This window comes from Nostoc sp. DSM 114160, assembly GCF_053470305.1.
Window position 1 is genome coordinate 697,493 of record NZ_JBPFGO010000004.1, and the last position, 14,263, is coordinate 711,755.

The 14,263-nt window shown below is 42.9% G+C and carries 10 protein-coding genes and 1 pseudogene; 4 read left to right on the plus strand and 7 right to left on the minus strand.

Translation table 11 applies throughout. The features are described from left to right. Nucleotides 1-33: 33 nt before the first annotated feature. From NSTCB13_RS34885 to NSTCB13_RS34905, 5 genes are all read right to left on the minus strand, one after another. The gene (locus NSTCB13_RS34885) at nucleotides 34-837 is read right to left on the minus strand and encodes a DUF928 domain-containing protein (protein ID WP_448275594.1); all 804 of its coding nucleotides are present in this window, start codon (nucleotides 835-837) and stop codon (nucleotides 34-36) included. Nucleotides 838-938: 101 nt separating this feature from the next. Then, nucleotides 939-3,329 carry a CHASE2 domain-containing protein gene (locus NSTCB13_RS34890; RefSeq protein ID WP_448275595.1) on the minus strand — a complete coding sequence of 797 codons (2,391 nt, stop codon included), beginning with the start codon at nucleotides 3,327-3,329 and terminating at the stop codon, nucleotides 939-941. 161 nt (nucleotides 3,330-3,490) lie between these two features. Continuing rightward, entirely contained in the window at nucleotides 3,491-4,459 is a 969-nt protein-coding gene (locus NSTCB13_RS34895; protein ID WP_445626245.1) for a DUF1822 family protein, read from the minus strand. Between the two features lie 312 nt (nucleotides 4,460-4,771). Continuing rightward, a complete protein-coding gene (locus NSTCB13_RS34900) occupies nucleotides 4,772-7,495 on the minus strand; it encodes a CHAT domain-containing protein (RefSeq protein WP_448275597.1) in 2,724 nt (907 codons plus the stop codon). Between the two features lie 282 nt (nucleotides 7,496-7,777). Beyond that, entirely contained in the window at nucleotides 7,778-8,593 is an 816-nt protein-coding gene (locus NSTCB13_RS34905) for an IS5 family transposase (protein WP_448273213.1), read from the minus strand. A gap of 332 nt (nucleotides 8,594-8,925) precedes the next feature. On the opposite strand from NSTCB13_RS34905, the gene NSTCB13_RS34910 reads away from it, so the two are divergent. After that, nucleotides 8,926-9,399, plus strand: a complete 474-nt coding sequence (locus NSTCB13_RS34910) for a TspO/MBR family protein (protein WP_322701606.1) — start codon at nucleotides 8,926-8,928, stop codon at nucleotides 9,397-9,399. Between the two features lie 90 nt (nucleotides 9,400-9,489). After that, nucleotides 9,490-9,964: pseudogene (locus NSTCB13_RS34915) on the plus strand (TspO/MBR family protein). 5 nt (nucleotides 9,965-9,969) lie between these two features. Here NSTCB13_RS34915 and NSTCB13_RS34920 read toward each other — a convergent pair. After that, complete coding sequence (locus NSTCB13_RS34920) at nucleotides 9,970-10,677, minus strand: M15 family metallopeptidase (protein WP_448275599.1); 708 nt, start codon at nucleotides 10,675-10,677, stop codon at nucleotides 9,970-9,972. After that, entirely contained in the window at nucleotides 10,678-11,085 is a 408-nt protein-coding gene (locus NSTCB13_RS34925; protein WP_448275601.1) for a hypothetical protein, read from the minus strand. 480 nt (nucleotides 11,086-11,565) lie between these two features. Here NSTCB13_RS34925 and NSTCB13_RS34930 point away from each other — a divergent pair, with 480 nt between their 5' ends. Both NSTCB13_RS34930 and NSTCB13_RS34935 read left to right on the plus strand, forming a co-directional pair. Then, nucleotides 11,566-13,035 (plus strand): aminotransferase class I/II-fold pyridoxal phosphate-dependent enzyme, encoded by a 1,470-nt coding sequence (locus NSTCB13_RS34930; protein ID WP_448275602.1) that lies wholly within the window; start codon nucleotides 11,566-11,568, stop codon nucleotides 13,033-13,035. Between the two features lie 192 nt (nucleotides 13,036-13,227). Then, the gene (locus NSTCB13_RS34935) at nucleotides 13,228-14,208 is read left to right on the plus strand and encodes a choice-of-anchor A family protein (RefSeq protein WP_448275604.1); all 981 of its coding nucleotides are present in this window, start codon (nucleotides 13,228-13,230) and stop codon (nucleotides 14,206-14,208) included. Nucleotides 14,209-14,263 lie beyond the last annotated feature (55 nt).

A 14,263-nucleotide genomic window follows, 5' to 3' on the forward strand; every position in this document is an offset into this window, starting at 1 on the left:
AGTGGTCTATTTCTTGCATTCTTTTTTCCTCGTTTAAGGTGTTCCTGGAACAATGGGTTCTCCGGCAACATCATCTAAGCGGATGCTGCTCAACAAATTTCGCCACTCTGCTTTCAGGGCTGCATCTTGAGGATTTTTTTGACGCAGTTCAGCTAACGTCGTCAGTGCCTCGTACCATATCCCATTTTGGGCGTAGATAGCATAGCGCTTTAGAGGTTCTGCCGTTTCTAGTTGTTTGACTGTTGGTTGACTAAGGTTAACTCGTTTTATTACCCCTTCAACAAAACTTGGGGGAGCATTCTTTTCTTTGTCACAGTTAATGGTGAAAAACCAACGGTATTGTTGGCCTACTGCTAAAGTGGGGGCAGTGCTAGGCAAAGAAACGCGGATGATTCCGGGCTTATCCGGTAGAGCGATCGCTTTTTTGTATACCTCGTTAGCGTCTGGATCTTGCAACACAAATTCAACTGTATATGGCGAATCTTTGGTATATGGCACATAGAAAAACCAACTTGGATGTTCTACTGTTGTTTGTCCCCAGACATTAATCACTGAGTTAGCTTCCTGAGTAAAGGGTACTAAAGCAGTCAAGTCAATTTCAGGTGAAGGACATCCACTAGGCCCCCCGCGCTTTGCTCCACCACGAACGCGACCTCCCGGAGGTGAGCCAGCTGGAATTGGAGGTTGAGTAAAAGTTGTGGCTTGAGCAAGGGTTGTTTTAGCGTCAGAGCGATTAGGAGTTGTTTTTGCCAGTATTGGAGTCAGACTAACTAATAAGCTTGTACAACTAAAAGCTACTACTAAAAACAGTTTTATCGGTTGTGAATTTAAATTCATAGAAACCTGACCTCATAGGATTTTAGATTTTAGATTTTAGATTTTAGATTTTAGATTTTATATTGGGCACAAGAGGCACAGGGGCAAAGGGAAAAAACTTACTACAACTTCTCCCCTGCTCCCTTGCTCCCTGCTCCCTGCTCCCTTGCTTCTTCCCCATTCCCCGCCCAGACTTTTGTTTTTGAATTATTATAAATTGACATCAAAACCCCCATAGCTACTAACGATAAAGCCGACGGTACGAAAGGCACCCAAGCACCCGAAATGAACAGACCAAAGCAAAGTACATACAAAACGCTAGAAGCAACACCCATTGCCAACGCCAACCAGGGTAATGAAAGTCTGCGCCAAGCTAACACTCCCCCAATCAAAGACCATCCCCAAATCCAGACGACCTCAGCCCACAATGACCAAGCGCGCAGCAACGGCCGTCCATCCTGAACTGCACCAAGGATCTGGCTGACCATGTGAGCTTGTACTAGTACTCCTGGCATTTGCTCATCTAAAGGAATGCCATAAGGTGTAGACCAAGTGTCTGGAGAATCCCCCTTTGCAGTCACACCAATCAAAACAATCCGGTTTTTGATGGCGTTAGGGTTAACCGGACCAGATAAAAATTGCGTTAGCGTTACCTGTTCGGCTATTTCTTTTGAAGAACGATAGTTGAGTAAGATTTGACCGCCATTAGCATCGATACCTTGATAGCCACCAGTACGAGACTTCAGATTCTCAAAAATAGTCTTACCCAACTGCAAATTTCCTTCAGGGGTGAACTTTGTTTGAATTCCTAAAGGGCGCAGATAAAGGGATGCTAGTTGTAAACTGAATGAATATGGAGTAAAACACGATGATGTCGTCTCTTGATTCATGAACAGAAGATGCCGACGAATAACTCCATCGCGATCGTGAATAAAGTCACTGAATCCCAGATTTGCTGGAGGGATTTCTGGTGGCGGCTTAATGCCTTTGATATTTCCTGTGCGATCGCTTCCCTTGCATACGCCAACCAAGTTCTGAGTTTGCTGGAGACGAGTAATTAAATCTGGCTCTTTGGCCTGAAAATCACGGTAGACATCCAAGCCGATCGCGCGGGATTGGTATTGATTCAGTTTTGCTAAAAGTTTATTCAGAGATTTTTCAGAAATGGAAGCTCCAATTAAGGACTCGCCATTTTGTCTTTGAATTGCTAAATCCTCATCGTCAATTGTAATAATCAACAGTCGGGGATCGAGTCCTTCGGCAGGGCGCGATCGCATCATTAGGTCATAGGCTTGAATCTCTGGATTTTCTAGCAATCCCACCAATCTCACGCCAAAAACCAAAGCTGTAACTGCCAAGCTGGATAATACAATTCTCTTAAATTTGCGTCTGTTAGACAAAGGTAAACTTGCTGGCTCTTCATCTTCAGATTTTGTAGACCTTAATTCATCCCAAGTCGGTGGTATCTGCGCCGGATTTTGGCAAATTACTGGTAGCCAAGTCGCACAAGGAAATCTATCTTCAAGTCCTTGCAAGCGTTCCCGCGCTTGGCGTACCGCTTGATATAAAGACTCGCCACCGGCAAAGCCTTGGAGAAAATATTTTAAAAACTCCTTGGCAACCTGGTCTGGGACGGGTTCGCGCATGACAATTATTTGAGGAATTTGCAAATCAGCTAATTCTCGCGCCAATCCCAATCCATCACAGGAGTTGAATATAGCTAATTGCAAACCGTTTTCAATGGCTTTTTTGAGAGCGTACTTTAACTCGCCAATGGTAAGACTATCAGTTCTATTCAGATAAATTCGTCCGCTTTCGCCATTTCCTTGACTGGAACTGTGTCCGGCAAAGAAGAGAATATCCCAGTTTTTTCCCCAGAGATGCTCAGTCAAGTCCTTACGTTGTGGTTCTACCAAAAAGCTCACCTTTGCGTTACTACACTGTTGCAGTAAAGCTCGATCGGCTTGGGTGTCAATCCCTTTACTATTGCCGACAATTGCCAAAATATTGACTAATTGATTGAGAGTGCGTGGCTTGTGAATGCGATCGTAGGATGGTGAAGAAAGGGCAATTTCAGCTTTGGGATAGCGTTCTAACAAGTCCCAAAGATGCCAAGGTAATAGCTGCAATTGGCTATTTTCTGTTTGCAGAATTACCCGTACTTCGTCGCTGGATGATAATTTTTCTAACCATTTTTCTCTCAAAGGGCGAAACTCCTCTGCTCGCAACCAAGTATTAAAGCGTGCGCGCAAAATATGAGAAGCGTTTTCGCAGTCTTGCACCATTGATACATTCGTCACCTGCATTTTGTCAGCATGGAGGCGATAACGATTGCCTATTTGCCGATAACTAGACTGCCAATGACTATAATAGAGCGGCATTTCCGGGAATGAAGGGAGCCTCCCGGTGATTTCGGTTGTAGCACGCTCGTGTTCTTCACCAATTTGGAGGGTGACAGCAAACCCCTGCTCAAAACTACCCTCTCCAAATTTGATCGCCACTAATTTACCCATAACCGTCGCTATTTCCCCATGCAAGATCGTGCCCTGTTCTCATGTCCGATCGCAAGCTTCACAAGTCTCCAAAAGCTAGCTTGGATTTTTAATTTTTAATTTTCAATTAATGAATTATCACTTAATAAATTACCGACAAACAAGGAAGATAGTTACATATTTCAAATTCGGAAATATTCGGTAATACTGGTATTATCCAAGGCTACCCTAACACTAAATTGCTCTCTAGGTTCACCACGAAACTGCAATTGAATGTAGTTGTCTGATTTTCTAGATTGAGCGTCAAGAAATATTGCTCCTGAACTATCTATAACAGTGAGATGAACTCCTGGTGGCAAGTAAATTTGATTTCCAGTGGCGTGCAATTGGAGATGAATACTAGTTTGTCGATCTTTTTCGGGACTGATTTCCACAATCAACATCACAGGTTGGTTGTAGATTTGGATACCTAAATCAATCACTTTTGCCCGTTTAGTAATTGATTCTGGTTGTTTGAGGGTATCTAATTCCAAAGTTTCAATACTGCGAAAGGCATAAGTTGGCATGAGTTCCGGCACGTTCCACAGCGATTCAATAGTTTCCCAACCAGTCTCAAATATACCAGCAAACCATTGACTCAAATTTACTAATGAATTAAGTGGGGATTGACGCAGTTCCCAGATGTGGTCAATAAACGCTTCCAATGGTTGCAGTTGCGCTAAAGGAACTGTTTCAGTTGCCACACTAGGGACAAAACCAAGCAGCCTTGCTTCTTCGAGCGATTCATCAAATTGAACTATTAAATAACCCACCCGTTCTTCCCAAGTTTCTGGAGGAATAAAACATATTTGCTGATGCAAACGGACAGGGCGACACTCCAGACGGCCAATTGAGGGCAGTTCTAAATCAGCGACATCCCCACAAAGGCGCACAATTGGGTTCCAACTGTCACTAGCATGAAGATCGGTAGGAATATCCATCATCTGCAAGTAGTCATTCACCACCCATACAGCTAAAGTATTCAGCCGGACTTGCTCTGCTTTTTCAAGATTTGGTTGCTGGTTAGCAAATTGCTGGGCAGTTATGCGAGCTGTTTGGGAAATCGGCAATGTTAAAGCGAAATCATCTAGCTGATAGGTGGAGTTATTCATAAGTCAATTTCTAGGGTTCAATGCTGCTATGTATATATCACCCGCATTCAATAAATTTATGCCACAAAACTGAACACTGGAAAAAAAAACTGAATACTGGAAAAAGAGAATTGGGGACTGGGGATTAGGTAAAAATATCCCATACGATTAAAAGATTGTATATTGAAATCATCTGAGAGATAGATATTTTGAGTATTTATACCTCGATAAAATAGCTTAAAGCTGCTAAAAGCGGCTTATCAACTAGCAGATAGTTTGCCAAATTTTGAGCGGACAATTTGAGCGATCGCTTACAAAGATCGGCCCCTCAAATCACAACCAATTGCCAATCAAAACATAGGCAGACCAAAAGCTTGGCGCTCTGTAATTGGGATGTTTCAGCAGTTGTAGTTGGGCACGATGGACTGCTTCGGCTTTGGTGATTTTGCCACTTTTGAGTTCTCGATAGAAGGCACTAACAAACATCGCTGTTGATTCATCATCAATTTGCCACAGGGAAGCGATGGTACTACGCGCCCCAGCTCGGACAGCTGCTCCTGCTAGACCGAGTGCTGCACGGCTGTCTCCTGTTGCTGTCTGGCAAGCACTCAAAACCAATAATTCTACTACGGTTTTATTCTGGCTGTGGAAGAGAGTATCAAAATCTTTGACATTGATCTGACCATCGAAATCTAAAATAAAAGTGTCTTCGAGGCGGGAACTAAACTGACCGTGGGTTGCCAAATGCACTATGTTGAATGAAGCAGCGTCAATTTCACTTTCCAAATTCTTTTTCTTAAAATCTCCATCCAATAGGCTGGTTGTCGAAACTCCTGCTTTGGCAATACCGTCAAATTCAGATTTGATCGCCAGCAATGGTGCAAACTTGGGAAATCCTGGCGGCGGCATAGTCAGTCCTGCGGTTAGCGCTCTGAGCTGCTGTTTAATTAGCGGTTTCGGGTCGAGAAGTTGTAGACCAACGCTGAGGGCGATCGCATATTTCTCTACTAAATATTGTTTACCATCGTAGAGAGCTGCCATTGGTAAATTGCGTAATGGTCCATCTAGGACGAACACTAACGTATCGACGCCACTTTGTTGCAATTGTGACTCAATGGGTTTAAGCAGCCAGCTGTAAACTTCTTGCGATTGGGTTTGGACGATCTTAGTAGCAGTTGGATCGACAAGATTTCTTCGCAGTTTTATTAAGAGTTGCTCTACTTCTCTTTGGGAAATTTTGGTACTGTAGCTTTCCAAAGGTTGTTGAGGAATTTTGACAATTACCTGGAGTTCGTCACGAAGAATAATTGGATAAAGAATGGCAGCCTTGGAATTATCTTTATCTACTACTCGATCGAGGGCTACTTTCTGACCTTGCAGACAAGCTTCCTGAAAGAAGTCGTCTAATTCTGCTAGTTGGAGTGCTTCAATTCGCTGGCGTGCTTTATCCAATATTTCTTCATTTGGTTTTCCTTTTTGAGATTGCAGCAGTAACTCTACTGACTGGCGGTAGACAGGTTCTACACTGTCCCGGAAATCAAATTGCACATCCTGGTTCACTACATCTTTATTGACTACTAAATCTCTCCGCAGAGACTCAAGAGTGTTTACAGCAGCATCATAAGCCGCGATCGCACCATTAATATCTTTTTGTGCCCAAAGCAATCTACCTAACTGCCACTCCAAGCTATAGGTAATTTCTGGTGCATTGCTACTCTGTGCCAAAGCTAATCCTTGCCGAGTCAGGTCTTGCGCTTCTGACAACTGTCTGGTTTCTTCGTACAAGCCGCCTAAACTCTTTAGAGCATAAGCCTCTGCCCGCTTGTCACCTAAACTACGGGATTGCTGAATGGCACTAGCGAGTAATTTTGCTGAATCTTTTGTACTCGATCCTGAGTAAAAACTCTGACTCGATGCTTGTAATACACCACTCTTGACTTTTGCCAAACTTTGTGAAAAGTTAACCTGAGCGTAAATACTCGCACGGCTGAGGGGAAGTTGCTTGAGGTGGGACTCAATCAACGGCAAAAGAGTTTGAACCTTTGCCCATTCTTTATCTTTAATCAGTAGTCCCAGGTGATTGAGTTGTGCTTGAACTTTTGTGAGGGGTGAGGGAGATACTGCGACTGTTTTTTGATAATAGGCGATCGCCTGTTCCTTTTGATTTTGTTTGCGGGCATTATTCCCCAAGCTGAACAGACTAGCCCCAATATCAGCGCTTGATTGGAGATTTTGAGCAATTATCAGACTTTCTTCTAGCGCTTGGCGTGACTTTTTCAAATCGCCCAATACCAAAAGGGCATCACCGAGCGATCGCAAACTCACTGTCTTTTCTAGAGAATCTGGTTGAGATTTTAACGTCTGACTGATTCGATCGAGGGTTTTGATCGCTCGCGGGTAAAATCCTTGGGTGCGCCACGCTTGTGCTTGATTGATTAGCGATCGCACCACGCCACTTTGATTATCTGCTTGTTTGTAAATTTCTTCTGTCTGCTGCCAAGTTGCCAAAGCCGCCTCGGACTTTCCCATTGTCAATTGCAGACGACCTTGAATATCTAATGATTGGGCAAATATTTGCAAATTTTGGTTTTTATCCGGTTCTTGGAGTAAATTTAAGCTTTCTGTAATTGCCTGCTGCGCCTGACTCCATGCACCAAGTTGCTGGTAAGCTAGGGAAAGATTACCCAATGTGACTGCTAGTCCAAGGCTCTCCCCTTGCTGTTTATATATTTGGACAGCCTGTTGTAAAACTTCTACAGCTTTGGTAAAGTTGCCATTAATGTATAAAACTTCGCCCTGCTGTAAGAGTGAGGCGGCATCAGTGGGCACAGCCTGCGATATTGTACTATTTATTGGCAGTTGGGATAAAGAATTGATAGAGCCAGGAACTTTTGCTAGCACTGGTGAACCGACAATGCATAGCAAAGCGACCAGGAAGTACAAAGGCAAACGTAAAAAGTGAGTTAGAGGAGTGAGCCAGCGCGTCCTTGCCGTTTCTCGACCCCTGCTTTTGAACTTTAGAGAATTTGCGCTAAAAATCCTAGTTGTTTTAGCCATAAGCATGACGAGAGGTAGGTGATAACCAGAAACACATAGGATGAATTATTAAGCTAACAGGCTAATGTTACCATCCCCATTCCCGATCAATCTTTGAGCTTCCACAATTTTCTTATTTATGGCGATCGCTGTGAAACTTGATTAGCAAAGTAAATGAAGTACACGGGTAGGGGCACAATATATTGTGCCTCTACGATTATCTCTACCTCATCATGCAATCTGTTGTAGTTAAAAAGCACAATGCTAACGCATCGGTTTAAGAGCTGATTCGTAAACAAAAGCTTAAGAAGCCATCCGCTTGATCATCAGACGAATCAATGAGCCATAAATCATAGCTTCACTTAACTCTGTGTACAACTCATAATCCTTACTCAAACGCCGAAATCTATTAAGCCAGCCAAATGTCCGTTCCACAATCCATCGTTTCGGCAATCGCTCAAATGTTTTCGATATCCTTTCAATCACCTCAACACGAACCTTTTCTCCGCAAACTTTCTTGACTGCTTGAGCAAAGTTTTCTCCTGAATAGCCTTGATCTACCCAAACAACTTCCAATTTGGACAATTCTTTAACCGCCTCATGCAGTACAACCACAGCACCTAAACGTTCTGACGCATTGGCTTCAGTTACTAAAACACCAATCAACAACCCTTGAGAATCTACAACTATATGTCGCTTACGCCCTTTAACCTTCTTACCACCATCGAAACCGTAGACCCTCCCCTTTTTTTCCGTGGTCTTCACTGACTGAGAATCTGCGATCGCCACGGTAGAATTTTCATCTCGCCCTAAATCTTGTCGCAGTTGATAGCGCACTTGGTCGTGAATCTGCTGCCAGATGCCTTTACGCTGCCATTTTTGAAAGTAGCCATACACTGTTGTATATGGAGGAAGGTCATGAGGTAGCATTTCCCATTGACACCCAGTACGTTGCACGTAGAAAATTGCATTCAATATTTCTCGTAAATCTACTTCTACAGGATGCCCAAATCCCTTTGGCGTAGGGAGAAGAGGCTTGAGAATCAACCATTCAGCATCGCTTAAATCACTTGGGTAGGGTTTGCGGTGTGGATTCTCAATCGTAGGTATACGGCTCATCGACAACAACATAAATTACACTCGATTTAGCCTATAACCTTAACAAAGCCGGATTCAGCTTTCTTTAGATTTTCTTTACGAATCAGCTCTTAGTTAGAACGAGGCGCACCTCACCAAAAAAATAGAGTTGTTGCATAAACTGATCGCCTCCAAAGCGGTAGCGATGCCCAATGCCCCATTCCCAATGCCCAATGCCCAGAATTTAAAATCCTGCCAAATGATGTGAAGGGTTCAAACTCAGGGATGATGAGTAATTAGCAATTAAATTGACAAAATCACACTATAAAGAGTGATATTAACCGATAAATAGCGCTTGTAAAGGACTAACGGGCATGATTAAATCTTGGATGGTGATTGGGGGCGTGGCTTTCTTGGTTGCTTTAGCCGCAAACGTGATTACGCCTAGCGATCGCCAATGGTTCAAGCGTTTACAACGACCGAGATGGCTAACTTTTGAGGGCGCAATTCCGATTATTTGGACTGTAATATTTATTTGCGGTGCTTGGTCAGCTTATATTGTCTGGGAAAAAGACCCAGGAAGCACCTCAACTTGGTTAATCATGGGTTTATATCTGCTATTAGAAATTGTTACCATTGCCTATACGCCTGTAATGTTTAAGCTTCGCAGTCTGAAAGTGGGTACAATTCTCGGTGGCACAGGTTTGATTATTGATGTTTTATTGATACTTGCAGTCTTAGGTTTTTCTGGTTGGGCAGCCCTATTACTAGTTCCTTATTTACTCTGGAGTCCCATTGGTACTTATACCACTTGGCAGATGATGAGTCTCAATCCTCAAGATGCCTAAGAATCGCACCAGAGAATGATTAAACATATAGCCTAAATTGTCACACTTGCAGTGTATGAATTGACAAAATACACAAAGCTTGAGTGCATTATGATTCCATCTTGGATAATAATTGGGGCTGTAACTTTCTTAGTCGCCCTTGGTAGTTTCTTCATCACGCCGCGTGATGTGAAATGGTTTGCAAATTTAAGTCGCCCTCGCTGGTTAGTTTTTGAGCCGCTGATTCCGGTCATCTGGACTGTGATTTTTATTTGCGGTGCGGCTTCAGCTTATATTGTCTGGGAAAAAAATCCCGGAAGCCTAATTACTTGGCTACTAATGGCTTTGTACCTCTTGGTGGAAATTATCACCGTTGCCTACATACCTACAATGTTGAGGTTTCGCAGCCTCAAAGTTGGGGAAGTTCTTGGTCTAATCGGTTTGATTTCAGGGGTTGTCCCTGGCAATCTGCGTTTTACCGATTTCTCTAATAGCGGCGTTATTACTCCTTCCCTATCTAGTTTGGACTCCCATTGGTACTTACACCACTGATGAGTTAAAAGAATTGAATCCTCAAGATGCATAACGCATTTATGCAAGTCGCCCATAACGTGCTGTGGTAGGATTGGCTGGATTAGATTGATTATTCAGCCAAGCCCACATTTGATCGCCAATAGAAAAATGCCACCACTCTCTAGGATTGCGTTGAAAGCCAGCTTTTAACATTACATCTTGCAATAGCTGACGGCGAACATGATACTTTTGCGTTTCAGGACGATCGCTATTGGCATAATAATCGGGATGCGATCGCTCTGACATTTCGTCAATTGGCGAACCCATATTTACTATTTGCCCTGCATCATCTACCAGCGTCACATCTACCGCCCCACCCGTACTATGAGGAGGCGGAGTTTTTGCATCTAAACTCGGTGCAGCCCAAATACCATAAACCGCTTCCCAAATCTCTTGGCGTTGGTTTGGGGATAATTCCACCTCAGTCAGTCCTCTTTCTCGTACTGCTTGCGCGAAGCTGTAATCTACCATAAACTGTTGAACTGCGATCGGGCGATAGGCATCGAAGATTTGGATACGCCAGTTAGGATGCAGGAGATTAAGATAATTTTGCGCTTGCAGCAAATTTTCAATAACGCTTTGACGGAGATAATAAGGAGAGCGATCGCCATAGGGCGCACCTAACTTTTCATAAGGATGGGGAGATTCCACCGCAAACAATTCTAAAGGAATCGCTATTAACGGTTCACCACACTCGAAAATTGGGATTTGATGATAAGGTCTCATCTAGTCAGCCACATAGGACTTACGGATTTTAACGTAAGCATAGCATTCTGTGTAACGAGTCTCTTCTTCCTCTGTGTCCTTTGCGCTTCTGCGTGCAATACCAATTTTTCTCAACCCTGAACAATTTGTTACTTCGGAGTACTCATTTGTTATTTTGGAGTACTCATTTGTTATTTCGGAGTACTCATTTGTTATTTCGGAGTACTCATTTGTTATTTCGGAGTACTCATTTGTTATTTCGGAGTACTCATTTGTTATTTCGGAGTACTCATTTGTTATTTCGGAGTACTCATTTGTTATTTCGGAGTACTCATTTGTTATTTTGGAGTACTCATTTGTTATTTCGGAGTACTCATTTGTTATTTTGGAGTACTCATTTGTTATTTCAGCGATGCCTGCGGTGGTCACTGACTTGTACTGAGCGCAGTCGTAAAGCCTGCGGCGGCGTAGCTACGCTTAGGGCGCAGGCTCTCCAAGAGTTGTAGCTTTGTCGTACCCTTAAGCAATTGCCAAATCATAATGTAAAACTAAGATTTCATCTGCTTTTAAAGTCGCAATAAAATTGATGCGAAAACTCTAGCTTTATGTTTTCCACTCGGATGTTCTGGGTTTAGACAATAGACCTGTCTTGAAAGTCTACTTTCATCCTTGGTTGTGAGCCGAAGGCTCATGGAGGTCTCTTGCAAAAGTGTTTTTTGCAAGAGGGGGAAAAGGGTAAAGGTTAAAGGGGAAAGGGACTTTTGCAGTACCTTTTCCCCCGCCCCTTATCCCCAGAGGGGACCCCACCTTCCCCTTTCCCCTTTTCCCGACAAATGCCAAGAAGTCTATTGTCTATGAATATGCCCTAACAAATTTAAGATTCTATCATTAACGGTTCGTTTTTCAAAAATGCTCAATCAAAACCAAACACCTTTATTAGATGCCTTAAAAGCAAATGCAGCAAGACCTCATGCGCCTTTTTACACCCCAGGACATAAACTAGGTCAGGGAATTTCTCAACCTTTGGCTGATTTACTTGGTACAAAAATTTTTCGCGCTGATTTAACTGAATTAGCAGATTTAGATAATCTTTTTGCACCCCAAGGCGTTATTCAAGAAGCGCAACAACTAGCAGCTGAGGCGTTTGGCGCTTCGCAAACATGGTTCCTTGTCAATGGTTCCACCTGTGGGATTGAAGCGGCAATTCTTGCTACCTGTGGCACAGGCGATAAAATCATTCTGCCTCGGAATGTGCATTCTTCGGCGATCGCAGGTTTAATTCTCTCTGGTGCAATACCAATTTTTCTCAATCCTGAATACGATCCAGTTTTAGATATTGCCCACAGTATTACACCCAATGCTGTACAATCTGCACTCCAACAGCATCCAGACGCTAAAGCAGTGTTGACAGTTTACCCAACATATTACGGTGTTTGTGGAGATTTGAGTGCGATCGCCAATATTACACATCAATATAATGTCCCTCTACTTGTAGATGAGGCACACGGCGCACACTTTGCCTTTCATCCCCAATTACCCACTCCCGCTTTAGCCGCAGGTGCAGATTTAACTGTACAATCCATCCACAAGGTACTCGGTGCAATGACACAGGCATCGATGCTGCATATCCAGGGTGATAGGATAAATGGCGATCGCATCAGTAAAGCTTTGCAACTTGTACAGTCTACCAGCCCTAGTTATTTACTTTTAGCTTCTTTAGATGCAGCGCGTCAGCAAATGGTACTCCACGGAAAAATGCTGATGTCTCGCACTTTGCAACTTGCTGACGAAGCTAGAACCAGAATCAGTCAAATTCCTGGATTATCAGTTTTGGAAATGCCTCGGTTGGGGGAACCTCTAGGCTTTATAGCTTTAGACAAAACGCGACTAACTGTCACTGTTTCTGCTTTAGGTTTAACCGGATTTGAAGCAGAAGAGATTCTCGATGAAAAATTTGCTGTCACTGCTGAATTTGCCTCACTACAACATCTCACATTTATCATTAGTTTGGGCAACACCCCAGCCGATATTGAACAATTAGTGCAAGGTTTCACCACCCTCGCCAAAGAATATCGCCGAAGCAACTTGACTGTTAAAAACCAGGTTTTACTAAATTTAGACAGAACACTAGATTATGCTTTACAATTTTCTCCGCGTGAAGCTTTTTTTGCTGTCAGTGAAATACTACCTTTGACACAAACCAATAACCGCATCTGTGCTGAAATCGTCTGTCCCTATCCTCCAGGAATTCCTATGTTAATGCCGGGAGAAGTCATCACCAAATCTGTCCTTGAATACCTACAACAAATCCAGGCTATGGGGGGATTTATCAGCGGTTGCGATGACATTAGCCTCAAAAGGTTGAAAGTTGTGAAATAACCTTATAACTCCTGAATTCTTCATAAAAGTCTAATTGATGAAGTCAATAGTAAATGTGCGGTTTTTAAAATGAGTTAAGGGAAAATATACAGTATTTATACTAATGTGAAACTTCCATAAAAATAGCTAGTACACTAGTGCAATCTTTGATTGATACCCATAGGATCGTTTTGATGATTCCTAAACTATAAGATGAAATCAAAAACCTATTATATTTGGGGGCAAGTAACAGGTTCGATTGTATTCACTCTAGCGCTGGGTTTCTCAGCAAGAGCGAATGCAGTTGAGTTAGGCACTGCCTCTGATTACAATGTATTTGTTTTGGGAGATATCTCTCAAAAATATACAGATATCGAAGGAAAAGTTGCTGCTGGCGGTAACATCAATTTCGTCGGCGGACTTGGAAGCAGACTTTCTGGCAATAGCGGCAACGTAGTAGTCGCTGGACAGAATTTAACTTTAAGCAACGGTCAAGTCTACCACGGGAATGCTGTCTATGGAGGCAGCGCCAATGTATCCAGCAATGTGGGATTTCCCCAAGGAACTCTCAGCCAGGGTAATCCCATCGACTTCAATGAAGCAGGGAAACAACTGCGAGGGTTATCTGAATATTTGGCAACCTTGACTCCTACTGGTAACACAACAGTTCAACCTTGGGGTGCTATTAACCTTAGTGGCAGTGGTACTGCTTTGAATGTTTTTAATCTTGCAGGCTCATCTGTCTCCAAAACAAACTATTTTGAAATTAAGGGGGACGCAAATTCAACTATCGTTGTCAATATCAGCGGTAAGGATGTATCGCTGCAAAACTTTGGGTTTAATATCATTGGTGCAGATAAACAAAAAGTAATCTACAACTTTTATGAAGCAACTAACTTAACTGCTAGCGGAATTGGCATCCAAGGCAGTATTCTTGCGCCTTTGGCTAATTTCAATTTCAATAACGGTCAAGTTAACGGCAATGTCGTGGTAGCTTCTTTGACAGGAAATGGCGAGTCTCACAATTATCTATTTAATGGCGATTTGCCAGATGTCCCAATAAAGTACTACACTCCGCCTAAGCCTCCCACTCGTAAGGTTCCAGAGCCTGCAAATGTTCCAGGTTTAGGATTAGTTGCTGTAGTATTTGGTTTGTTTCGCTACAAACGCAATCGAGCAACTTGTTTAGAATAATGAAAAATTTTTGGCAGCATAGCGCATGATGCGAACTTATTTACAGATTTTCGCT

Bases quoted from the DNA above. Each gene is read 5' to 3' on its own strand.
- NSTCB13_RS34885 (WP_448275594.1), bottom strand. From the start codon at position 837: ATGAATTTAAATTCACAACCGATAAAACTGTTTTTAGTAGTAGCTTTT.
- NSTCB13_RS34890 (WP_448275595.1), bottom strand. From the start codon at position 3,329: ATGGGTAAATTAGTGGCGATCAAATTTGGAGAGGGTAGTTTTGAGCAG.
- NSTCB13_RS34895 (WP_445626245.1), bottom strand. From the start codon at position 4,459: ATGAATAACTCCACCTATCAGCTAGATGATTTCGCTTTAACATTGCCG.
- NSTCB13_RS34900 (WP_448275597.1), bottom strand. From the start codon at position 7,495: ATGGCTAAAACAACTAGGATTTTTAGCGCAAATTCTCTAAAGTTCAAA.
- NSTCB13_RS34905 (WP_448273213.1), bottom strand. From the start codon at position 8,593: ATGAGCCGTATACCTACGATTGAGAATCCACACCGCAAACCCTACCCA.
- NSTCB13_RS34910 (WP_322701606.1), top strand. From the start codon at position 8,926: ATGATTAAATCTTGGATGGTGATTGGGGGCGTGGCTTTCTTGGTTGCT.
- NSTCB13_RS34920 (WP_448275599.1), bottom strand. From the start codon at position 10,677: ATGAGACCTTATCATCAAATCCCAATTTTCGAGTGTGGTGAACCGTTA.
- NSTCB13_RS34930 (WP_448275602.1), top strand. From the start codon at position 11,566: ATGCTCAATCAAAACCAAACACCTTTATTAGATGCCTTAAAAGCAAAT.
- NSTCB13_RS34935 (WP_448275604.1), top strand. From the start codon at position 13,228: ATGAAATCAAAAACCTATTATATTTGGGGGCAAGTAACAGGTTCGATT.